This window comes from Rhodobacter sp. 24-YEA-8 (assembly GCF_900105075.1).
GTDB lineage: Bacteria > Pseudomonadota > Alphaproteobacteria > Rhodobacterales > Rhodobacteraceae > Pseudogemmobacter.
In genome coordinates this window covers 136,947-159,642 of record NZ_FNSK01000003.1, presented here as the reverse complement: position 1 = coordinate 159,642, position 22,696 = coordinate 136,947, and the positions used below count along the sequence as shown (strand labels likewise).

General features: G+C 62.7%; 19 protein-coding genes. 8 read left to right on the top strand and 11 right to left on the bottom strand.

The features are described from left to right. Positions 1–6: 6 nt before the first annotated feature. Genes BLW25_RS19795 through BLW25_RS19785 form a run of 3 tightly spaced genes read left to right on the top strand, consistent with a single transcriptional unit; the run spans position 7 to position 3,607 of the window. Positions 7–1,260, top strand: coding sequence for a M20 family metallo-hydrolase (locus tag BLW25_RS19795; protein WP_092903365.1), 1,254 nt, complete (start codon positions 7–9; stop codon positions 1,258–1,260). Positions 1,261–1,318: 58 nt separating this feature from the next. Then, entirely contained in the window at positions 1,319–2,800 is a 1,482-nt protein-coding gene (locus tag BLW25_RS19790; protein ID WP_092903363.1) for a M81 family metallopeptidase, read from the top strand. A gap of 3 nt (positions 2,801–2,803) precedes the next feature. Next, the gene (locus BLW25_RS19785; protein WP_092903362.1) at positions 2,804–3,607 is read left to right on the top strand and encodes a FadR/GntR family transcriptional regulator; all 804 of its coding nucleotides are present in this window, start codon (positions 2,804–2,806) and stop codon (positions 3,605–3,607) included. 709 nt (positions 3,608–4,316) lie between these two features. Here BLW25_RS19785 and BLW25_RS19780 read toward each other — a convergent pair. The 3 genes from BLW25_RS19780 to BLW25_RS19770 all read right to left on the bottom strand — a co-directional run bounded on the left by BLW25_RS19780 (position 4,317) and on the right by BLW25_RS19770 (position 8,373). After that, positions 4,317–6,431, bottom strand: a complete 2,115-nt coding sequence (locus tag BLW25_RS19780; protein WP_171909663.1) for an AAA family ATPase — start codon at positions 6,429–6,431, stop codon at positions 4,317–4,319. A 283-nt stretch (positions 6,432–6,714) separates the two neighbouring features. Beyond that, positions 6,715–7,596: a GIY-YIG nuclease family protein gene (locus BLW25_RS19775; RefSeq protein ID WP_092903358.1), complete on the bottom strand. Its 882-nt coding sequence runs from the start codon at positions 7,594–7,596 to the stop codon at positions 6,715–6,717. 267 nt (positions 7,597–7,863) lie between these two features. Then, positions 7,864–8,373 (bottom strand): hypothetical protein, encoded by a 510-nt coding sequence (locus BLW25_RS19770; RefSeq protein ID WP_092903356.1) that lies wholly within the window; start codon positions 8,371–8,373, stop codon positions 7,864–7,866. Positions 8,374–8,488: 115 nt separating this feature from the next. Between BLW25_RS19770 and BLW25_RS19765 the strand changes: the two genes are divergently transcribed. Beyond that, positions 8,489–8,671, top strand: coding sequence for a hypothetical protein (locus tag BLW25_RS19765; protein ID WP_092903354.1), 183 nt, complete (start codon positions 8,489–8,491; stop codon positions 8,669–8,671). 323 nt (positions 8,672–8,994) lie between these two features. Here BLW25_RS19765 and BLW25_RS19760 read toward each other — a convergent pair whose 3' ends face one another. Next, positions 8,995–10,686, bottom strand: a complete 1,692-nt coding sequence (locus BLW25_RS19760; RefSeq protein ID WP_092903352.1) for a relaxase/mobilization nuclease domain-containing protein — start codon at positions 10,684–10,686, stop codon at positions 8,995–8,997. 676 nt (positions 10,687–11,362) lie between these two features. Here BLW25_RS19760 and BLW25_RS24095 point away from each other — a divergent pair. The 4 genes from BLW25_RS24095 to BLW25_RS19735 all read left to right on the top strand — a co-directional run bounded on the left by BLW25_RS24095 (position 11,363) and on the right by BLW25_RS19735 (position 14,583). Further along, positions 11,363–11,647 (top strand): hypothetical protein, encoded by a 285-nt coding sequence (locus tag BLW25_RS24095; RefSeq protein ID WP_143040572.1) that lies wholly within the window; start codon positions 11,363–11,365, stop codon positions 11,645–11,647. Positions 11,648–12,189: 542 nt separating this feature from the next. After that, on the top strand, positions 12,190–12,735 hold the full coding sequence (locus BLW25_RS19745) for an MOSC domain-containing protein (RefSeq protein ID WP_092903346.1): 546 nt from the start codon (positions 12,190–12,192) through the stop codon (positions 12,733–12,735). 215 nt (positions 12,736–12,950) lie between these two features. Beyond that, positions 12,951–13,598: an acrylate utilization transcriptional regulator AcuR gene (locus tag BLW25_RS19740; RefSeq protein WP_216279437.1), complete on the top strand. Its 648-nt coding sequence runs from the start codon at positions 12,951–12,953 to the stop codon at positions 13,596–13,598. A gap of 1 nt (position 13,599) precedes the next feature. Next, positions 13,600–14,583, top strand: coding sequence for an acrylyl-CoA reductase (NADPH) (locus tag BLW25_RS19735; protein WP_092903343.1), 984 nt, complete (start codon positions 13,600–13,602; stop codon positions 14,581–14,583). 80 nt (positions 14,584–14,663) lie between these two features. On the opposite strand, the gene BLW25_RS19730 is transcribed toward BLW25_RS19735, so the two are convergent. From BLW25_RS19730 to BLW25_RS19700, 7 genes are all read right to left on the bottom strand, one after another. Next, complete coding sequence (locus tag BLW25_RS19730; RefSeq protein ID WP_092903341.1) at positions 14,664–15,479, bottom strand: enoyl-CoA hydratase/isomerase family protein; 816 nt, start codon at positions 15,477–15,479, stop codon at positions 14,664–14,666. Next, positions 15,469–17,568 carry an acetate--CoA ligase family protein gene (locus BLW25_RS19725; protein ID WP_171909661.1) on the bottom strand — a complete coding sequence of 700 codons (2,100 nt, stop codon included), beginning with the start codon at positions 17,566–17,568 and terminating at the stop codon, positions 15,469–15,471. Before BLW25_RS19725 ends, BLW25_RS19730 begins: the two co-directional genes overlap by 11 nt. 26 nt (positions 17,569–17,594) lie before the next feature. Beyond that, positions 17,595–18,779, bottom strand: a complete 1,185-nt coding sequence (locus BLW25_RS19720; protein ID WP_092903337.1) for a mandelate racemase/muconate lactonizing enzyme family protein — start codon at positions 18,777–18,779, stop codon at positions 17,595–17,597. A 62-nt stretch (positions 18,780–18,841) separates the two neighbouring features. Continuing rightward, positions 18,842–19,903, bottom strand: a complete 1,062-nt coding sequence (locus BLW25_RS19715) for a quaternary amine ABC transporter ATP-binding protein (protein WP_092903335.1) — start codon at positions 19,901–19,903, stop codon at positions 18,842–18,844. A gap of 16 nt (positions 19,904–19,919) precedes the next feature. After that, on the bottom strand, positions 19,920–20,774 hold the full coding sequence (locus BLW25_RS19710) for an ABC transporter permease (protein WP_092903333.1): 855 nt from the start codon (positions 20,772–20,774) through the stop codon (positions 19,920–19,922). Then, a complete protein-coding gene (locus tag BLW25_RS19705) occupies positions 20,767–21,624 on the bottom strand; it encodes an ABC transporter permease (protein WP_171909660.1) in 858 nt (285 codons plus the stop codon). Before BLW25_RS19705 ends, BLW25_RS19710 begins: the two co-directional genes overlap by 8 nt. Positions 21,625–21,696: 72 nt before the next feature. Beyond that, positions 21,697–22,587 carry a glycine betaine ABC transporter substrate-binding protein gene (locus BLW25_RS19700; protein WP_092903329.1) on the bottom strand — a complete coding sequence of 297 codons (891 nt, stop codon included), beginning with the start codon at positions 22,585–22,587 and terminating at the stop codon, positions 21,697–21,699. Positions 22,588–22,696 lie beyond the last annotated feature (109 nt).

Genomic DNA, 22,696 nt, shown 5'->3' with positions numbered 1-22,696 from the left:
CAATAAATGAGTAACCTGAATATCAATGGCGAACGACTCTGGCAGAGCCTGATGGAGACCGCGCTGGTCGGCGGCACACCCGATGGCGGCATCGCGCGACTGACGCTTGGTGCGGATGATGCGAGGATCCGGCAATGGCTCGCGGATCAGACCGCCGCGCTCGGGATGGAGCTGGTGGTTGACGAGGTCGGGAATATGTTCGCGACCCTGCCGGGGAGGAACCCCGACCTCGCGCCGATTGCTATGGGCAGCCATCTCGATACCCAGCCGACGGGCGGAAAATTCGACGGGGTGCTGGGGGTGCTTGGTGGGCTGGAAGTGTTGCGTACGCTGAAGGACGCGGGCTTCCGGACAGAAGCCCCGCTGATGCTGGTGAACTGGACCAATGAGGAAGGGTCGCGCTTTTCGCCGGCGATGCTGGGCTCGGGCGTCTGGGCCGGGGTCTATTCCCGTGCGGATGCCGATGCACGTCAGGATGCGAATGGCGAGAGTTTTGGCTCGGCGCTTGACCAGATCGGCTGGCGCGGCGAGGCGAAAGCCGGATCGCAGACTTTCGCAGCAATGTTCGAACTGCATATCGAACAGGGTCCGATCCTTGAGGCCGAGGGCAAGGAGATCGGTATTGTCACCGGGGTTCAGGGTCTAAGATGGTTCGAGGCGCGGCTGACGGGGCGTGCGGCCCATACCGGATCAACGCCGATGTCGATGCGCAAAAATGCGCTGCTGGGTGCTGCGCAGGTGACCCTTGCCGTGGATGCCATAGGCCACGCCCATGCGCCCAACGCGGTCGCAACGGTTGGTTTCCTGGAGGTTTCGCCCAATTCCAACAACGTGATCCCCGGCGAGGTGAATTTCACCGTCGATCTGCGTCACCCGGATGATGCGGTGCTGGAGGCGATGGAGGCCGAGCTGCGCGCGGCCTTTACCGGGGCCGCAGCTACGATTGGGCTGCTGGCGGATCTGCGCCGCATCTCGAAAGTGGATGCGGTCAGGTTCGACGCCGATTGCATCGCCTCGGTCAGGGCCGGGGTGGCTCGCTCGAGGATCTCCTCGCGCGAGATCATTTCGGGCGCCGGCCATGACGCGGTGCATACGGCGGCTGTCGCGCCAACGGTGATGATCTTCGTGCCGTCGGAAGGGGGCCTGAGCCATAATCCGGCGGAATCCACCTCCCAGGCCGAATGTGCGGCGGGGGTGCAGGTGCTGCTTGATGCGGTGCTGGCACATGACCGGCTGCTCGCGGATTGCCGCAAGGCCTGAATGCTCTGCCCGGGCAGGCATCAGCCCCGCCCGGGATTTTCCCATTAAAGACAGACCTATGCGTATCGTCATCGCCCGCCAGAACCACGAGACCAATACATTCTCGCCCGTGCCGACCCCGCTTGCGGCCTTTCGCCCGCTTTATGGTGATGCCGCTCTGGCCGAAGCGGAGGGGATGAAGACCGCGCTCGGCGCGTTTCATGCCTGGGGGAAGAAGCAGGGCGCAGAAATTTCCTGCCCGCTGATCGCTCACGCCTGGCCAAGCGCACCGGTCGAGGATGATGCGTTTGAGCACATGGCCGAAGTCATCCTTGCCGATGTCGCGAAGGGCTGTGATGTCATCCTGCTCGATTTGCACGGCGCGATGGTCACACGCAGCCATGATGATGGCGAAGGCGAGTTGCTGGCGCGCGTCAGGGCGGCTGCGCCGGGCGTGCCGATCGGTGTGGCCCTTGATCTTCACGGCAATATCACGCCGCAGATGGTGAAAAACTGCGATGTGATTGCAGGGTTCAAGACCTATCCGCATATCGATATGTACGAGACCGGCGAACTGGTCTGTAAGATGGTGGACCAGATGCAGACGGGTCTGCGCCCGGTCATGGCACGCGTGCAGCCACCGCTTCTGGGTCATACATTGCCGATGAACACGACCGCGCCCGGTGCGATGCTGGATGTGATCAACCTTGCCCGCGCCACGGAGGCGCGCGAGGGCGTACTCGCTGTGACGGTATTTGGCGGCTTTCCGGCGGCGGATCTTTACGAGGCCGGGGCGAGCGTGGTCGCGGTGACGACCCCCGATCTTGACCCTGAGGTGGTGGCGCATGAGATTGCCCGCGCGATCTGGGATCGCCGGGACGAATTTCTGTATGATCAGAAGCCGCTTGAACAGTCGATTGCGGCCGCCAGGGCGGCGGCGCATGGGCCTGGGCAGGGGCCTGTCCTCATGCTTGACCACGGCGACAACTGTATGTCGGGCGGTACCTGCGAGAATATGGATGTGCTTGAGGCGGCACTTGCAGCGGGGCTCAGTGATATTCTGACCGGCCCGGTGGCCGATCCCGAGGCGGTTGAGGCCGCTTTTGCCGCAGGTGTTGGTACAGAGGTGTCGATAGATGTCGGCAACAAGATCCCGGCGGAGGGCTTTGCCGCGCCGCGCCCGCCCTTGTCGCTGAAGGGCAAGGTGCTGGCGCTTGGTTCGGGAGATTACAGGATCACCGGACCAATCTACACCGGGATGGAGTGCAGCATGGGCCGTTCTGCGGTGATTGACACCGGCGCGGCCCAGGTGCTGATTTCGTCGCAGACGCATGAACCCTGGGATGAGGCGGTTTTCACCACACTCGGCCTTGATCCGCGCCGCGCCCAATATTTGCTCCTCAAGTCGCGAATGTATTGCCGCCCGGTCTTCGAGCCATTAGCGAAAGCGGTGGTGGAATGTGCCGGAGGCGGGGTGACCGGCTCCGATTACAGCCTTTTCCCATACAGCAAACTACGGCGTCCGATTTGTCCTTTGGATCCGGGCGTCGAATGGGAGTAGCAAATGTCGTCAGATCAGGGCCCGGCGGATCATGAAGCGGGCACACGCATCGTTCTTCCCCCGGCACGCCCGATGCGGCGGATCAAGCTCTCGGATCAGGTGGCGGAAGAGTTGCGCCGCTGGATCGCACGGGAGAACCTTGGCCCCAGGGACCGGCTGCCCCCAGAAAAGGTGCTGATGCAGCATTTCGGCTGTTCCAAGGGCACGATCCGCGAGGCGCTGAAAGCCCTGGAGGTTGAGGGCCTTCTGATCATGCAGTCGGGTGCAAATGGTGGGCCGGAAATCCAGGCGACCTCGACGCTGGTCGTGATCCAGCAGATGCGGCAGTATTTCCATTTCCAGCATCTCGATTTTAAGGATGTCTACGAGGTGCGCCGCAAGCTGGAAGTGATGCTTGCCGATCACGTCGTCGGGCGGCTGAATCAGGACCACTTTACCCGGTTGCAGGAAAATATCGACATCTGCCAACGGGCCGTGCGCGATGATGACCGCGAATCCGGTCGCGTGGTTGAGGTGAAATTCCACGATATCCTTGCCGAGGCCTGCGACAATTCAATCCTTGATCTGATGTGCCGTTTTCTCAATGTGATGGTGCGCGATCTGGTGTTGCGCCGCACCGACAGCCTGCGTGAACACTCGACGTTCGGGCAGCAGAATATTGATGCACATATCGAGCTGCTGGCGGCCTTCCGCCGCGAAGATCGCGCTGCGGTGCGGGAAATCATGGAGCGCCACATGCATTGCGCCGAATGCTCGATGCAGGATCTGGACGCGACCTTCCACCTGGATCTCCTGAGCCGTCAGTAGGACTGACCGCCCCTGCCAGATCCAGACACTCCGGCGCGAGCTCAGGTTGCGACGATGATCCTTTCTCCCGCGGGCCACCTCACTCCGGGCTCAAAGTTGCTTCGCCACATAGGAGCAGACACGATAAGAATAAGCGGCTTTAACGATCGCATATCGTAGGAATGATCCGGGAGCAGGAAGAAAGTATTGGCCGGCCGTTTCGTCCCTCATAGCGGCGATCATGGCCGAGACTTTTCTGCGGCACCATTCGAACGTCAGCATTCAAGAATGCCGCCACGCAGCATTGGCCGGGGCGGACCGTCGGCAAAGGGCCGCCTATTCCTGATCTATCGTCGCCATGTCTCCTCAAAATCCCCTTCGTGAACTTCCCCTGATTCCCAAATCTCCCCTGTTAAACCTCTCCTGAATGATCCGGAATCTCCCCTCCCTTCACATCGTGATCATCAAGTTCCCCAATCCGATATTTCCATCCTGATATATCTCCCCGCCCATTGGTGGTATTTCCCAAATCAATCTCAAATTCATCTTGTTAACCCTGGGGAGCGGCGGCCCGGTATGATCCGTTCGGCAACCGCCAGCTGCAGGGCAATGGGCGGATGTTCTGCAACGATGTGCTCACACTCCACGACACGCTGACGATCCGTTTCGACCCAGCGATCAAATGGGCTTCCGGGCCGCGGGGGCATGCGTCGCGGATGACCGCTCCGGCTCAGTCGGATCCGGTGTCGTGTGAGGGGCGCCCGACGTCTGCAGAACCGGCTCCAGCGCTTTGCACGCCCCTCAGCACCTCACCGAAACAGATCTGATCGAGCCAGTGTCGCAGCGCAGCACCGTTCAGCTCGCGCGCCTCCTGCAGGGCGCGGGCCATTTGCGTCAGGAGCTCGCGGTGGGCGGTGAGAATCTGCAGGGCGCGGCCCTGGCCCTCGGCCAGCCGCTGTGCCACCCGGGCGCGGCGCAGCGGGTCGGCCAGCAAAATGTGAGCCGGGGCGTCTGTCCAGACCGCACCCTCCCCTCCCAGACCGAAACGGGTGTCGATCATCAGCGCAATCCGGGTCGCGATTGCGAGATCGGAGGCCGGATCCCCTCCGGCACCGACTGAGATCGTGCCGATCAGCAGATGCTCGGCCGCGCGCCCGGCCATGGAGCAGGCGATCTCATCGAGCAGATCACAGAGCAGGTGATTTGTCTTAGCCGACAGCCGATGCGTCTCGCCGCCATCCGCCAGGATCACCAGTCGTTGCGGCACGCCGCGCAGCAAGGCGGCCGCGACAATGGCATGGCCGCATTCGTGGACGGCGGTGCGGGCATCACTGGCGGCCTGTGCGGGGTCAGCGGGCGCGATCCCGAGATGGCCGAGGATTTGCCCGGCATCGAGGCTTTGGCCCGCCGCCCGGGCGTCCGACCTCGCGGCGCGGATAGCAGCATCGATGGCGGCGGCACTGGTGCCCACGATCCGACGGGCCAGGGCCGCAATGTCGATCCGCCCCGCATCGCTGGCCAGATGTTGGCGCAACATGCCGGTGATTGCGGCCATATCGGGCAGGGGCATAGAGATCTTGAGGTCGAAGCGCCCAGGCCTCAGCACCGCCTGGTCAATGCGGCCAGGGTCATTGCAGGTGCCGATCACGATCACCCCGGGGTTCCGTGACAGCCCGTCGAGCTCGGACAGGAAGGCGTTAATCACCTGCGTGCGGTAACTGATCCCATGCAGATCGCCATTGTTACGCGAGCCCACCGCGTCAATCTCGTCGATCAAAAGCAAGCACGGCGCCGCCCGCCGCGCCCTGGAAAAGGCCTGGCGCATCTCGCGCAACATGTCGCCGAGATGCCCCGCTGACTGCCATTGCGCAAAATTTGCCTCGATTATCCGGACCCCGGCCGTGTTGCCCATGGCCCTTGCAAGCCAGCTCTTGCCGGTGCCCGGTGGACCGTAGAGCAGCAATGAATGCGAGAGCTCGCCCCAGTCGATCTCTCCGGCCTGCCAGAGGTTTATATCTGACGCCAGACGCTGAGCGGCGCGCAGGGCCGGGCTATCGCCGGTTATCGCATCGAGGTCCGGGGCGGCCGGCTCGCGCTGTGGCGCATTCGGCCGCAGAGCGGCAGTGCGCTCGGCCAGCCGCCGCGCGACCGCATACGCATCTGGTTCGCGCAGGGCAAGGCGCAGCGTGGTCCAGCTCAACCTTGCGAGATCGTGGCTTTCCGGCAGCAGGCCAGGTAGCGTCGCAGGCGAAAATCTCTGCTGCGCGCCATGGCTATGGTGCAAACCGGCAATCAGGATCTCTCGACTGATCGGGGCGAGGGGGCGGTCGCATTCGATCTCTGCGGTGAGTGTCGGCGGCAGATGGATCCCGTCAATCAGCAGGATCAGGATCGGCAGCCCGGCATCGATCGCCTCGTCGATATACTGCATCTGGCGGCGACGCACCTGGGGCTGGTCGCCCGAAATCTCCGAGGTCCTGGCGGCGACGGTGGCCAGCACATTCGTTACGGGGGGAAGGGACAGCATATCCTCCTCCAGGCGCCAGCGAGGAGGCAAGAGGCCGGCGGGCAGCACCCGCAGCAAAACATCGATCTCCGCCGGGGCAAGCCCGTGCAATACAGTGAGGCTGCCAGGGGCGAGCATGGCATCGAAGGCCTCCTGCGTGCCAAATGTCGCGGCCAGGCGCAGGGTGCAGAACAGATCACGCATCGGGATCGGGGGCAGGATCGGGGAGACGTCTTGCAGGGCTTTGGCCTGCCTGGGGGCCGCCCGTGCCTTTGCGCCCTTGCCCGTTGCAAGGGAGCTGTGGCCCTGCCGGTCGCTTTGCGCCTGCGTCTGTGTCACCCGTTGTGCAGGCAATCGCGTGTTGCTTCGTTGTGGGGCAGAACTCTCGGCTTGACCGCGGGTAACATCGGCGATGGAAACGCCAGTCCTGAGCCGGGTCAGGAAGCTCTCGGCCAGGGGCAACCAGATTGGATCGGGTGGATTTGTAGCGGGCATGGAGCGTTGGTCCTTTGCGAAAGGGCTGGCGCATCCAGGTGGGATGGCACCGAAACGGGCAGGTCCAGGGCACTGGAGCCAGGGTCATGGAGGGATGGGTGCCGGGGCTTGTGCGGAGCCTGCGCCCTCAGCCGGCTGAACCCTGCCGCCCGACCTCATCGAGCAGGCGCATGATCTCGGGCGTGAGGGAGGCCTCATAAACCTCGGATCGCACCCGGATCTGCCGCTGGTAATGTGCAGGGTCCACAACATCTGTCGGATGGCGGCGGCGCAGATGCGCATGCAACCGTTTCTCGATCCGCACCGCGACATGACCGCTGGCAACCGGCAGCCTGCGCAGGATGCTGCAAGGCATGTCGCGATCCTGCTGCAGCTGCCAGTTCAGGCGCGAGTCCGGGTCCCGGGCAAAGCCGAGTTTTACAACTTGCCTGCCGCTGGAGAGGGTGAAGGCCATTACATATATCCAGCTGGGGGCCGCCGCCCATCCGGGACCACATTCAGCACAGTCGAAGCGTCCAGTCTGCATGTTCTGCCGCGTGATGCTTTGGCGCGCGCCACAACAATGGCCATAAAGCCGGTAACCGGCACGTCCCTGCGGATCGGTTCCGATCAGGACCCAGCCCCGCAGAGCCGCCTTCTCCGCATCGGATTGCGCAAGGCAGATGGTGCAGCGCACCCCTGTTCGCCCCTGCCCGACACGCAGGATCAGTTCATGCTGCCGGCGCAGCTCATGTCCGCAGGGGGCACGATAGAAGCTGTAATGCGGATTGTCCGGGTCGCCGCGCAGCCAGACCAGACCTGCTTCCTGCGCTTCGGTGACGCGGCGGTCGGCCATGCAGCCCGGACAGGTCGGCTGTGCTGTGCGCAAGGTGTAAATCTTCGAGACATGGGTCTGTGCGCAGGTTTTGCATCGAAGTTCGAGGTGAAAGCGATCCTTGATGCGGGCGGTGATCGAGAACCCTTTCGCCTCGGCCAGCTGATGCCAGTCCTGCGGGATCTCGGTCGGCAAGGCAGACGGGGTGGCATCAGGCTCGGTGGTAACGACAGCTGCACTTACCCATGAAGCAGACGCCTCTCCGAGGGCAGGGGCATTCAGGGAAGGATCTGGCGGTCTTTTGGGCATAGAAAGAACTCTTTCAATTGGGGACATCCATTGCCGATGCTGAAGTGAGTGCCGGTTGTGGCCGATGCCGTGGGCACAGCTGCTCACCTGCGCGCGCTGGAACGGGCTGCTTTGGCTGCTGTGCGGATGATGTGGAGAACGGTCCGGACGCGCTTAGCCCGAAGGCTCGCCCTGCGCGTCTTCCTCAGGGTCGTTCGCGCTTCCGTGCAGAGTGGCAAGCGCACGCAGCTGCACGAGGCCCTGCGCCAGCAGACCGTCGATATCGGGATCAGGGGGTAAGGGCATGGCCGCCCCACCGATCCCCGGCAGCTCCAGAAGCTCACAGGCCTCACTGAACTCTGCGGCGCTCTCTGCGCCAAGGAGACAATCGGCGAGCAACGTCAGCCGCAGCATGGACTCATGAGCGAGGCTCCGCGCCGGGCTGCGACGGATCAGGGTGATCAGATGGGTGACTTCGGTCTGGGCCCGCTCGGCCTCGTCCAGCCTCGGGCGCATGGCGGAGGCCCAGATGCTTTCGCCCCCCTGGAGCGCCTGTTCACTGGCGATGTAATGGGACAGGGCGTCAAGGAACCTCCTGAAGAGGATCGGAATCTGGCCTGGTGGTCTGCCATCAGGCATTGCTTCAATCGCCGCAAGCGGCGTGATAGAGGTGGCGTCAGCCATCGTCGGTCTCCGTTGACGAGATCGGTTGTGGTCAGGGCATTGGTGAGGGTTGCCGCCCTTGCCAATGCCCGCCATTCATGACATTATGACTCCATAAAGTCAATCAGGATTTGTCATGACTGAACCCCGTAAATTTGGCAGGCCGTCCACGGACACCGAGGCGATCACCCTGCGTCTGCCCCGAGAAGCGATTCAGGTGATTGATGATCTGCGGCGCCAGGAGCCTGATCTGCCGACCCGGCCAGAGATGATCCGGCGGCTGCTGGATCCTATTCTCGGGCGCAACGGGTCCAATTGACAGCCTGATCCTTTGAGGGAACAGCGGGCGTTGCGGTCGCCATCCGCAGGCTCTCTGCTTTTGAAAAAGCCCCTGATTTTTGAAACCCATAACAAACAAGAAAACCAATTCCTCTTCAGGATCTTCCCGAAATCTTCCGGTTAATCCTTTATCATTTATAAGCAGATCCTCTCTGGAAAACCCTGTCCGTCAAATTAAAAAATCGGCAGATCTTTTTAGCAAAGTTGATGCGAGCCCGAAAAGGAAGTCCCGGTCAGTGGAGCCGGCACCCCCTTCGGAAGGCAGGTGGCAGGCAACCTTACTGCGGCCGGCATGTTGTTGTTTTATCGGCGGGCATCCGGGCGCGGTGCGGCTGGCACTGCGACAGCCGTGTCCGGTGCCACCCCTGCCCCACCCGACACGAATGCATGCCATAGCGCCCGGATGGCCAGATCATGCCGCCGTGCCCGGGGCAGCAGCTGGCGCATCTGCTCTGCCCAACGCTGGTCCTGGGGATCGCTGCCGCAGCACAACACGACCCCGCGCTGCCCGATCAGCTGCAAGAGGTGCAGCCCCATCCCGGGCTGCGGCAGCCGCCCCGTCGCGATGATCAGCGCCGAGGCCCCCTGCGGCATCAGCCGTGTCGAGACAGCGGCGAAGAGGTCCGGGACCAGCAGGCAGAGCGGCGCATCGCGGGGGCCGATCAAACCGATCCCGCGATAAGCCCCATCCTTAACGGAACCGGGTGGGATCTGCTCCTCCTGCGGAGTGGCTGCGGTGGTAGACAGCCTGTCAAATCCGATGATGCTACCATTGCGGCTGCGACGCGCCATCAGGGCCTCCGAACGTCCGTCGAACCTCAGATCTTCCCGGCAGTCCTGCAGGGCCAGGCGCATGGGTTCAGGAAGCGCCATCCCGGCGCCCTGCGCGATCGGTTGGCACCATATCTGCCGCACCGCCGTCAGATCGCGGGGCGGGTTGGAGCCCCCTTCACGCGCCCGACGCAGGAGGTGGCGGTAACGCCCGGTCTGCAGCCATTGTGCTTTGCGCCATTCTGCAATGTCGCGACGAATCTTGCCAAGCGGGCCGAGGATCGCCTTCAGCTCGGCCCGCCGAGGCGCCGCCCCCCTGTAGCGGGCGATGGCCGGCTGTGGCCTGGGCTCCTGCTCGGGGGCAAAGGCGAAGGGGCCAAACCTTGCTGTCAGCCTCGCCAGCCCCCAGGCCGCACCAAGGGCGCTGGCCGCCATCATCGACCCGTCGCTCTGATCGAGGATCCGGCCTCCGGACCGATGCCGCAGGTAGACCAGTTTTGCCCGCGCCAGCAGGCAGTGCAGGGCCTGCCAATCACTTGCCCGCTCAAGCCCGGCACAAAGCCGGCGTCTGATCTCCGCAGGGATCCGGTCGCGCAATGATGCGAGACCGGTGCGCTGCTCACACCCCCTCGTCCCCCGGCCATCCGGCCTCAGACCCATCTCACGATCCTGGACCTTGCCTCGCCAATGCGCCGCAGGCTTCGGCAGCAGTTTAACATGGCCATCCTGCACCACAGCGTCGAACCTGCCGCGATCCTCGCTCCATCCCATCTGCCGCTCGATCTCGCGACAGGCGCGCTCCATCCGTGCATAATCCTGTGAAAGTGACAGGGTCTTACCGCTGATCGGATGCACCCGGTTCAGCAGGATATGCACATGCGTGTTAATCCGGTCGCGGTGCACGCCGATCACCTGCTGGTGGCCCGCCGCGCCACATGCACGGTTCATCATCCGGGCCGCCTGGATCGCCTGAGCATCTGACACTTTGTCGGTCTCTGGCCAGGACAGGATGATGTGCTTCACGGGCTGCCGGACCCTTTCGTTCAGCCCTGCGGTCGTCTGCATCTGCGCCGCCGCATCCCGCCAATCGCCCGCAAGGTTCAGGGTCCCGGTGCTGCTCGCCTTGCTGCAGACATAACGGATGCGGGCCGCAAGGTCCCGCCTGGGGATTGTTGCGCCCGATCCCGTGCTGACAATCGTATCGCGGATGGATTTGGCGATCATAGCCCGTCCTCATCGCCTATGGTGCTTATTGCCAGCAGACCCTTCTGCAACTCGTGCATCCCGGCGGCGATCTCCTGCAGTGCCTGTGCAAGGTCGCCGGGGAGGCCGGGAGTCTGACTCCAGTTCTGCAGGCGGGCGGCCGCCTGGCCGAGGCACCCCGACGCCATACGGGTCGACCGCGGCACACTTCCGCATTCAGCCTGCATCAACTCTCGCGCCCAGCCTGACGCGCCGTGATATCCCTGTCGCCTGGCAGCCGTGCCGAAGGCTGCTTTCTCCTGCGGTGTCACCCGGATGCTGAGGGTCGCACCGCGAATGCGGCGCGACGAGCGGGGCTGACAATCACCCGCCCTGGCCATTGCCGCTCTCCCCCTGGCGGTCGGATGATACGGACGGCGGTGCGGGATTGCTCATTGGCCTTGCTATCGCCGGGTGCGAGATACCTTGTGGCATGGTGTGGTGCTGGCCTGTCGCGCATGCTGTGGGTGGTCCAGCGGTCGGACCTGCAATCCGGGACGCAACCGATCTGGCCGGCGGAGCAGGCGGCGCAACCGCCGGACGGGGCGTCCGTGCTGCCCGCCCGCCCGACCTTTTACCCTTGGCGAAAATGTCACGCAGATAATGGGCCAGAGTGCTCTCGCTGATCGCGATGCCGTTCTCGGTGAGGAGGTTCGCAATGTCCTTCCGGGTATACCCCCGCTCAATTGCTGTCATGATCACCGAGACGTTCTCCGAGACCGCCTGGTGGAGTGTCGGCGCTTCAACTGCCTTCTCGGGCAGAGACTGCAGCTTTGCCATGGCCTTTGCCACGCCGTCCCGCGTCAGGGCTGCAGGCCGTGCCATCGGGGCAACCGGTTTGTCTTCGTCTGTCGTTTTATACTGCATTCGTCAATTCCTCTTCTTTGTGGCGTTGCCTTTAAAACATCAGATGGAAATTCAAAAAAAGAAGAGGGAAAATTGAGCTTCTCACATTTGCGATTACATAAAACATAATTGATGCGGATTTACTTATTAATGATGATAACTGGGTCATCGAATACAGACGGATAATATGATGCACAATCTGTGCCGCCGTATCCCCACCTTCAAAAGAACCGCTGGCAGAGATTTGGCAATCCGGATTGCAATTTGATTTTGCAGGGTATGCGGACGGTAACACCGTCCCCTCGCGGCACGGACCGGACAACATGAGCTGCTGCCGGGTTCGTGGACGCGAAGATAAGATCGTGACCAAGGAACTGGAGTGCAGATATTGCGCGCGGAGCAGGAAAGTTGCGCCTTGGCTGTCCTGCCCCCTGCGGGGGGGCGTCAGCGTTCGTCTCCGGCCTGTCGATCGCCATCGAGGCCGCACTGGGGCGGGCCCGAACACGAAAGAATGGAGACAGACACCCATGGGCACGTCCATCAATAGCCAGGCTGCGTCAGAGCAGATAACAAGATGTTCAGTGCCCGACTAAATCTGCAATGTGTCCCTGTCGTGGAGCAGATTTAAGGAAGCTAAGCATGGGCCATGGTGACGTCATCTCGGTCAGTCTGGCGCCCAGGCACGGTTTTGCCAAGTCTCCGGTGCCTGAAGTGCGGGTGGTTGCCAGCCTTGGAATAGAGGGCGATGCCCATTTCGGCGCGAAAACGCAGCATCGCTATGATAAGCGGTTCAGACGGGACGCCCCGAACCTCCGCCAGGTTCATCTTATTGCAGTCTCTGTTTACGAAGATCTTCACGCATTGGGCTTGGATGTGCAGGCTGGGGATCTGGGCGAGAACATAACGACGTCCGGCCCTGATCTCACATCCCTGCCAGAAGGCACGGTCCTGCGGATTGGCGACGAAGCGCAACTTGAATTGACCGGTCTCAGGGCGCCATGCGTGTTGCTGGATCGTTTCCGGCCGGGTTTGCGCGCGGCTGTCACCGGTACAGGCTTGGATGGCAAATCCTTTCTGCGCGGCGGCGTGATGTCACTTGTATTGCTCTCGGGGACAATTCGACCGGGGGACAGGATAAGCGTCATCCCTCCGCCGACCCCATATCGCCCCCTGAAAAACGTGTGAGGCCCGCTGATCCGCCAGAAAGCCCGCCAGACCAGTCCTTACCCAGCCAGATCAATGTCGGGGTTTTCCTGTAGTCGCGCGTTTTTGAAACACGGTCAGGCGGAATTAAATAGTCGATCAGTCTATTAAATCTTGTCAGCCCGCCCCCTGCGCGCCATAAGGGCAGCAGCAGCAGCAGCAGCAGCAGCAGCAGGAGGCGGGTGATGACAGAACTCATGGTCCGGCGTGGCCGGGGACGGCCGCCGCGCAGCCATAGTGATGGACACGTGACCCGCAGCGTCATCGTGCGCCGAGGCACCGAGATGATGACGGAAACCGGTTTCTTCTCGACCAGCATTGATCAGTTGCTGACCACCGCAGGCATCCCCAAAGGCTCATTTTACCACTACTTCTCCAGCAAGGAGGATTTCGGTCTCGCGGTTGTCGAAAACTATGCCGATTACTTTGGCCGGAAGCTGTCGCGGCTGTTTGAGAACACCGGGCGCGCCCCCTTGATCCGGCTCGCCGACTTCGTGGCAGAGGCGGCCGCCGGCATGGAGCGTTACGCGTTTCAGCGCGGCTGTCTGCTTGGAAACCTCGGGCAGGAAGTGACCCTTCTCAGCCCTGAGATGCGCGAGAAGATCACGGCCACGCTGCAGGATTGGGAAGATCGGCTGCTCGTATTGCTGCAAGAAGCGCGCGCCTCCGGCGAGCTGAAAGCCAGGCTGAATATCGAGGACAGCGCCGCCTGCTTCTGGACCGGCTGGGAGGGCGCGGTGCTTGTCGCGCGGCTGCGACGTTCCTCCCGCCCCATGGAGAATTTTTTCACCATCTATCTCGGGACACTCCAGTCCCCTTTCACGCTGCAGACAGAAGGACCGTGACATGAGTTTTCAGGCAGTTGTGATCCGCAAGGACGATCAGGGATATCGCGCCGAGATTGAGGCGATGGACGAAAGCCACCTGCCTCCGGGCGAGGTGCTGGTTGAGATCGCGCATTCCAACCTGAACTATAAGGACGGGCTGGCCATTACCGGTAAGGGGCCGGTGGTACGCAGCTTCCCGATGGTTGCGGGTATCGACTTTGCCGGCACCGTGCTGGAAAGCAGCTCAGAACTCTGGCAGCCCGGTGACAAGGTGATCCTGAATGGCTGGGGGGTGGGCGAAGGCCACTGGGGCGGCCTTGCACAACGCGCGCGCGTCAAGGCGGACTGGCTGATCCCGCAACCCGAGGCCCTGACCAGTTGGCAGGCCATGGCCATCGGCACCGCCGGCTATACGGCAATGCTCTGCGTCCAGGCGCTGGAGGCTCATGGCGTGGCACCGGGCGGCGAAGTCCTTGTGACCGGTGCCACCGGAGGAGTAGGCTCGGTCGCCGTCAGCCTGCTGGCGCGTCGCGGCTATCAGGTGGCGGCATTGACCGGCAAACTGTCTGAGACCGAATACCTGAAAGAACTCGGTGCGCATGAGATCATTGACCGGGCAAGCATGGCTGCGCCCGGCAAACCTCTGGCCCGCGAACGCTGGGCCGGCGTGATTGATGCGGTGGGTGGGGCGACCCTCGCCAATGCCTGCGCCGCCACCCGTTACGGCGGTATTGTTGCCGCCTGCGGCATGGCGCAAAGCCTGGATTTCCCGGCCAGCGTCGCGCCCTTCATCCTGCGCGGCATCACCCTGGCCGGCATCGACAGCGTAAACTGCCCCAGGCCGCGGCGTCTGGCGGCCTGGGCGCAGCTGGCGAAAGAAATCGACCTCACCCATCTGGAGATGATCGTTGAGGAAATCGGCCTTGCCGGGGTAATTCCGGCCGCCTCAGAGCTGATCGAGGGCAAGCGCCGTGGCAGGATCGTGGTTGACGTCAACCGCTGAGTGCTGCGCAAAAATAAAGGCCTGCCCGGGGATTTACCTCCCGGGCAGGCCGCGTCATTCACGCATCCGGGGCTTCGGGCTCAGCGGTAACGCGCGTCACGCCAGGCGATGGCCTCTTTCAGACCCTCTTCGCCGCGAATGCGGTTGAACTCGCGGCGCTCCTCACCCGCGCTGGCCTCGATCAGAACCTCGGTTTCCGCCGCAGCCAGCAGCGCGCTGCGCATCCCCCGGATGTCAAAGCCGCGATTGATGGCGCGTTTTGTCAGCTCTACCGAAAGCGGCGCGGCCTGGGCGATCTCGCGCGCCTTTTCCATCGCACGCTCAAGATGCGAGCCGGCCGCAACCTTCTCGGTAATCAGCCCGATTTCCGCGGCACGCGAGGCAGGGATGCGGTCATTTCCGGACAGCAGAATATCCTTGGCCAGTTTCGGCCCCACCATCCAGGGCACCAGCATCGCGACGATCCCCGAACCAAAGCGCACTTCGGGCTGACCGAAAAGCGCATCCTCGCCTGCAATGACCAGATCGCAGGCCATCGCCAGCTCAAGCCCGCCCCCGACGCAAAAGCCATGCACCGCCGCGATGGTCGGTTTGCGGCACTCCCAGAACTGCATGATAAAATCAAAATCGGCCTCGATTGCGCCGCGCCATTCCGCGGCGGTTGTGTAATTGTTAAGAGCCGCCTCCTTCAGGTCGAACCCGGCTGAGAAGGCGCGGCCCTCACCCGAGAGCACCACGGCACGCACCGAACGGTCGGTCTCGAAGGCCCGCAGCGCAGTGGTGACCTCGGCCATCAGCGCGGCATTGAAGGCATTCAGCGCCCTTGGCCGGTCCAGCATGATATGGCCGATGCCATCGGCGGCGCTGATTCGGATGGTGGTGTAATCACTGTGCATGTGAGGCTAATCCCGAGATTGTGGTAAGGCAGTCGACCGCGCCGGCACCCTCGGGGCCGATCAGCAGCGGATTGATTTCGATTTCAGAAATGATCCCGGCTGCGGCAGCCGCCAGCCGGCCAAAGGCCTCAACCGTGCCAAAGAGCGCCTCAAGGTCGGCCGCAGCTTTACCGCGCGCACCCTCGAGGATCGGGAAGAACTTCAGCGAACGAAGCGCGGCTTCGGCGTCACTGCGCCCGATCGGCAGCGGTAGGACCACGGACTCGCGGAAGATCTCGGCGTAGATCCCGCCCAGGCCCATGGTCACCACAGGCCCGAAATCGGCATCGGTGGTCATCCCGAGAATAAGCTCGAAGCCTGACATCTGAGCCTGCGCGATCAGGGCGGCGCCCGGGTGGCGGCTTTTCAGAAGGGCGTGGCTTTCAAGAGCCTGTTCGGTGGATCTGATGCCGAGGATAACGCCGCCCGCTTCGGATTTATGCGGGATCGCCGGATCATCAAGCTTCAGCACCATGGGGAAGCCGGCGGTGCCGGTAAACTGCTCCAGCCCTTCGGCAGCCGTTATCCGGGCGAAAGGCGCGGTCGCAATGCCGAATTCTCCCAGCAGGTCGAAGCCATCAGCACTGCTCAGATTGCCCTCCGCCGTCGGGGTCACCCGGGCGCGCCAGGCGCTGACCCGCGCGATATCTGCGGCCTCGGGCTTCGCCGGCGCCATCGCCGTGCCGGCGCGATAGGTTGTAAAATGGCGGACTGCCTTCAGCGCGCTGTCGGTGCCCATCAGCACCGGAATGCCCGCCGCGCGCACCTGCGCTATACCCTCGCTCGCCATGGTGGTCGCGCTGTTGCCCATCAGCGCCAGCGGCTTATCAGTTTGCTGGCGCACCTCGATGATCGCCTGCGCGCATTGCGCCACAAAGGGCCGCCCTGGCGGCATATTGGAGGCCATGACCACCATTCCCACCGCAGGATCCTCGGCCAGAAGCGAGAGGCAGGGCGCCATGACATCGCCACCATCGCCCCAGTAATCCAGCGGATTTGCCGCTTCCATGCCCGGATCCAGCAGCGCTTCGATCTTCGCACCTGTTGCGGCAGAAAGCGCCGGCAGCGACACCCCTATCTCTGAGGCAAGATCCACGATCAGCTGACGTTCCCCGCCGGAATCGGTCCCGATGGCCACGCCCGGGACCTTCGGCCGTGGCACCGCAGCAAAGAGTTCGACCGTATCGAGCAGCTCGTCCAGGGTGCGGACCTGAATGATGTTCTGCGCCGCGAATACGGCATCATAGACTGCAGCCGACCCGGACATCGCACCGCTGTGCGAGACCGCAAACTGCTTGCCGCGTTCGCTGCGGCCCAGTTTAAGCGCGATGATCGGCACCCCCATGCGATCGGCACGATTGACGGCGGCGAGGAAGCGTTCGGGATCACGCACCGCCTCGATGATGCAGACGATGGCGCGCGTGCCCGATTGATCCAGCAGGAAGTCGATGTAATGGCCCAGATTGGTGACAAGCTCCTGCCCCGCCGAGATTGCAAAATCAAACCCAAGGCCCCGGCGATTGCCGACCAGCGCCGCCCAGCTTGATCCGCTGTGCGAAATCAGCGAGATGCCGCTGCTGGCGGTCAGGCCGGCAAAGGGCATTCCCGCGACCTGCAGCCCGTCGCGCAGGTTCAGATAGCCCATGCAATTGCCGCCGCAGATGGCCATATCCGCCCTGCGGCCAATTTCTGAAATGCTGGACTGGATGTTGCGGCCTTGATCGTCATGGCCCTGCACGCGGCCAAAGATCACCCCGCCGCCAACCCTGGCCTGGGCCGCCTGCTCGACCATCGGGATGAGATTGCGATCCCCGACGGCATAAAGCGCGCAATCGGGTCTCACCGGCAGATCGGCAAATGACGGATAGCACGGGATGCCGTCGATCTCGGTGTATCGCGGATTGATGGGCAGAAGCTGGCCCTGGTAGCCATTGCTGCGCAGGCTGTTCAGCAGATTATATGAGAAGCTGCCGCTGCGGTTCGAGGCGCCGACGATTGCGACCGATCCCGGCCGCAGCAATCGGGCCATAGATCGATTTGAACTGGTCATTTGGGTCTCCTGATCGGGTGTGACAGTCAGCGGTTGCCGGGACGGGGGGCCGGGCATTCCGCGAAAAGAAAGGGGGCGATTGCCGCGTGGTCGGCCTGCACGCCCAGTCCGGGGGTGCGATCAACCGCGATGTGGCCCTGCGAGATGCGGTCCAGCGGGTCGAAAAGCGTCAATCCAACATAGCCTGGCTGGTCGCGGAAATAGGGGAACGTCTCCAGCGCCAGGAAATTCGCGGTGCAGGCCGCCATCTGCAGACTGGCCGCCGTCAGCACCGCGCCACCGCAATTATGGGGCGAAATCTTGTGACCATAGCTGTCGGCCAGGGCCGCGATTTGCTGGAATTCGCTAAAGCCGCCACAGGTGCCAAGATCGGGTTGCAGCACAGAAACAGCACGGCTGGCGATAAGGTCGCGAAAACCTGCAAGTCCGAAAAAGCGTTCACCGGCTGCCAGCGGGATCGGGGTGCCTGCGGCAATCGCTGCAAAGGCTCCGGGGTCCGCAGGATCGCCGGCCTCTTCCAGCCATTCGATACCGCAATCGTCGATCTGTCGGGCAAAGCGCAGCAGATCGGCAGGGGCAACGGCCGCGCAGAGATCAATGGCGATGCGCACGCTGTCACCCGCCAGATCGCGCAATCTGCGGATCCGGTCGACGCCGAGCGCGATCAGCTCGGGACTGGCGGATTTCCGGCCCGGATGACGCAGGGTGCCGCCGGTATCAGAGGGCATCGCAAGCGGATAGCATTTCAGAAAGCTGTAACCATCGCGCAGCGGTCGCTCTGATGCGCGCGCCCAGCCGTCGGCATCGGCGTGGTCATAGTTCCAGCCATTGGCATAGACCGCGATCTCGTCGCGCAAGGGTCCGCCAAACAGGTCGTAAACCGGCACTCCGAGGGAGCGCGCCCGCAGATCCCAGAGCGCAAGATCGATGGCACTGATCGCTGCATGGATGATCGCGCCCCCGCCCTTCGCCCAGAAGCTCTGTTCCATCAGGAGGCCACGGATTTCCCCGATCCGTGCCGGATCACGGCCGATAAGCACCCGCTCGCACATCTCGCGCAGCAAGGCCGCCGTTGCCGGGCCGCCAAAACCAAAAGAAATCGCCGCCTCGCCCAGACCGGTCCGGCCGTCATCTGTCTCCAGCTCGAGAAGGATGGGGTTAAGTTTTGAACTCTGCACGCAATAGATACGCGCCCGGGCAATGCTGGACATGCTCGCTTCCTATGGGACCGGTGTGGAGGAGACGGGCGGCAGGGCCGCCCGGGCCGTGCCTGCTACATGGGCTGAATGGCGCGCAGGAAATCGGAAATCCCGATCACGCCCACGTCGCAGTCGTCCTGGCGCACCGCCACTGATCCGGGCGCGTTGGCCAGGCGCGCGATCAGCGCGTCGAGACGTTCACCGGGATGCGCCGTGACCTTTGCCCCGGCCAGTTCCGCCTGAGCCGTGGGTGTGTCCAGCGGGCGCATGATATCCTGGGCGCGCAGCACCAGCTGACGCGAGATGCCGCGCACGAAATCGCGCACATAATCATCGGCCGGGCTGAACAGGATTTCTTCGGGCCTGCCGACCTGGACGATGCGGGCGTCGCGCATGATCGCCACCCGGTTGCCCAGCTTCATCGCCTCTTCCAGATCATGGGTGATGAAAACCGCCGTCTTCTGCATCGAGCGGGTGATGGAAAGGAACTGATCCTGCAGGTCGCGCCGGATCACCGGATCCAAAGCGCTGAACGGCTCGTCCAGCAGCAGGATGGCGGGATCACTGGTCAGGGCGCGGGCCAGCCCGACGCGCTGCTGCATGCCGCCCGAAAGCTCACGCGGCAGATGATCGGCCCAATGGCCCAGCCCGACAAGCTCGAGCTTTTCCATCGCCAGCCTTCTGCGCTCGCTGCGCGCGATGCCCCGCGCCTCAAGCCCGAAGGCCGTATTATCCACCACCGTGCGATGCGGCAGGAGCGCCACATGCTGGAACACCATTCCGATCATGTGATTGCGCAGATAGCGCAATTCGGCCGCCGACATCTGATCGATCCGCTGACCGGCGATACTGATCTCCCCACGGGTCGGCTCGATCAGCCGGTTGATATGGCGCAGCAAAGTCGATTTGCCGCTGCCCGAAAGCCCCATGATGCAAAAGATCTCGCCGCGGGCCACAGACAGAGTGGCATCCGCCACGCCAACACTGCAGCCAAAGCGGCTCAGCGCTTCGGCCTTGGTCATCCGCCCGTCGCGGATGCCCTCGATCACCTCATCGGCCTTGCGGCCAAAAACCTTCCAGACCCCTTTGCACTCGATCATCGGATCGTGGCCGGAAGCTGCATTTTGCTGCTGCATGGCAGTACTCCTTAATTCAGCGCTTCCAGATCCAGCGGCCGGCAATACCCGCTTCGAGGATGCGTTCGATCGTGATGGCGAGGATAACGATGCAAAGTCCGGCCTCGATGCCGAGGGCAAAATCCATCTGGCTCAGGGATTCCACGACCTGAGTGCCGAGACCCGGCGCGCCGATCAGGGACGCGATGACCACCATGGACAGGCTCATCATCACCGTCTGGCTGAGGCCGGTCAGCATATAGGGTGTGGCCAGCGGGATTTTGACTTTCAACAGCAGGGCGGGGTCAGTGAGGCCGACGGAACGTCCGACCTCGACAAATTGCGCGGGCACCTCACTCAGGCCCAGAGCCACCGCGCGTGCGAAGGGCGGCAGGGCGAAAATGGCGGTGGCGATAACGCCCGGCACGGCCCCAACACCGAAGAACAGCACGCTGGGGATAAGATAGACAAAGGCCGGCAGCGTCTGCATCAGATCCAGCACCGGCTCAAGCAGGCTGCGCGCCCACCGGCTTTCCGCGATCACGACGCCGATGGCCAGACCGAAGCCAAGCGCAGGCAGGGTGGCGAGGATCAGAAGCGACACCGTATCCAATGCGGCACCCCAGGAGCCTATATTCCAGACCATCGCCAGACCAAGGCCGACAAGCGGCGCTGCCAGTCCACGACGACGGCAAAGCAGATACCCGACGATCAGAAGGATCATCGCCGCCGGCGGAATGCTGTTCAGCCCCTGGCGCAGCGCGGTATCCGCCATCTGGATGATCGATGCGAAAGCCGCGAAGAGGCCTGAAAAACTGCTGCCGAGCAGATCGATGAAATCGGAGATCAGACGCTTCAGCGGCAATTGCGGAATGGTCAGGATATCAAGCACGTTGCCTGCTCCTCTGGCGGGAAGCTGTCAGTCTGCGGGCGGCCCCCTGGCTGGTGCGGTCAAGGAAGACAGCAAGGATAAAGATGGCGAGTCCCGCAACGACGCCCTGTCCGGCATTCAGAGAAGAGATCGCCGTGAGGATTTCCGAACCCAGCCCGCCGGCCCCGATCATCGACGCGATGACCGCCATGGAAAGCGCCATCATCAGGCATTGGTTCAGCCCGAGCAGGATCGAGGGCACGGCAAGCGGCAGCTTGACCCAGGTCATCACCTGCCAGGGTTTGCAGCCATTCGCCTCGGCCAGTTCCACCATCTGGCGGTCAACCTCCATAAGGCCAGTGGCGATCAGCCGGGCAGGCGGCGGCACGGCGAGTGTCATGGTGGCAAAAACCGCCGGCGCCACATCGATCCCAAGCAAAATCGCGGCAGGGATCAGATAGACAAAGCGCGGCATGGTTTGCAGGAAATCCAGCATCGGATAAAGCACTGCCCGCGCCGTGGCGCTGGTGCCAAGCAAGATCCCCAGCGGGATCGCCACCACCAGTGACAGGATGGTCGCCGTCAGCACAAGCGCCAGGGTTTCGGTCGAGGTCGCCCAAAGCCCCTGATTTGAGATCAGCCAGAAGCCGATCAGGCTCAGCAGGGCGAAGCGGCGGCCCGCAGCCCACCAGGCAAGAGCGCTGAGGACCAGAATGGTCACCAAAACCGGCGGCGCAGTCAGCGCGGTCTCGATGACCCAGTTCAGATGGATCGTGAGCCAGTTGAAAGCGGCGAAGAACCCGCCGAGATAGCCGGAAATGAAGTCGAAACAGGCTTCGCCCCATTGTCCGATGGGAAGTCGGTAGTTCATCACAGGTCTGACCTCTGGCTTTAAGCGATGCATCCACTGCGCGGATGACGAGGGTCCTCAGAGAGCGACCGCTCAGTTCAGCGATGCAGGCTTTTCAAAACCCGTTCCAAGATCGCCGATCATATACCAGATCACCTCGGGGTTTTCCTCGACAAAGCGCTGCGCCGCATCTTCCGGGGTCATGCCATCTTCATCAATCCAGACCAGCATTCTGGACATCTGTTTTTCAAACAGCGTGAACCTTGCAAGGAAACGCGCCGCGCGCGGATGATCTTCGCGGAAGGTGGAATTGGCGACGGTCCAGTTTCTGGCATCGCCATAGATATTTTTCGGATCTGCCAGGAATTTAAGATTGTATTTGGCGCACATTGGCGTCGGGCACCAGCCCGTCACCACAATCGGCTCGTTCTTTTCATAGGCCGTCTTGAAGGCCGCCGCCATTGCCGCGCCGCTGCTGGTCACCAGTTCGGCGGGAATCTCATAGGCCGCCATAACTTCCTTGGTTTGCATCATCAGGCCTGCACCGGCATCAATGCCAAGGATCTTGCCGCCGAGAGAGGCCATGACCTCGGGGTCCTTCAGCTCTTCGATGCTGTTGATATCGACATAGCCCGGCACCACCAGGCCACCCGGCGCAGGACCGGATGCCGTGCCGATGATGTCGATCTTGTCGCCAAGCTTGTTGAGATAGCTTTGCTGGCCGGGCATCCATGCGCTGAAAAACGTGTCAACCGCGCCGGTCGACAAAGCCTGATAAATCAGCCCGGTATCAAGCTGCTTGAGCTCGACGGTATAGCCGATATCCTCGAGCAGCAGCTTCCCGAGTGCGGTGATGCTGGTCGAGCTGCTCCACGAGGTATAGCCGATCGTAATCGAGGTCTCGCCGATTTCAGATTCGGCTGCCTGGGCCGGGACGGCCAGCAGCGCCATCGCCAGACCAAGGCCCGTAAGGGTTGAATGCATTCTTTATCCTCTCCTGCAGGAAATAGCGAAGGGTCTTTCTCATTTTCTGAGAATATTCTTGTATTTACCCTGCCATTGCGCCCTGGAACATGGAGATCCCCGGAGCTGA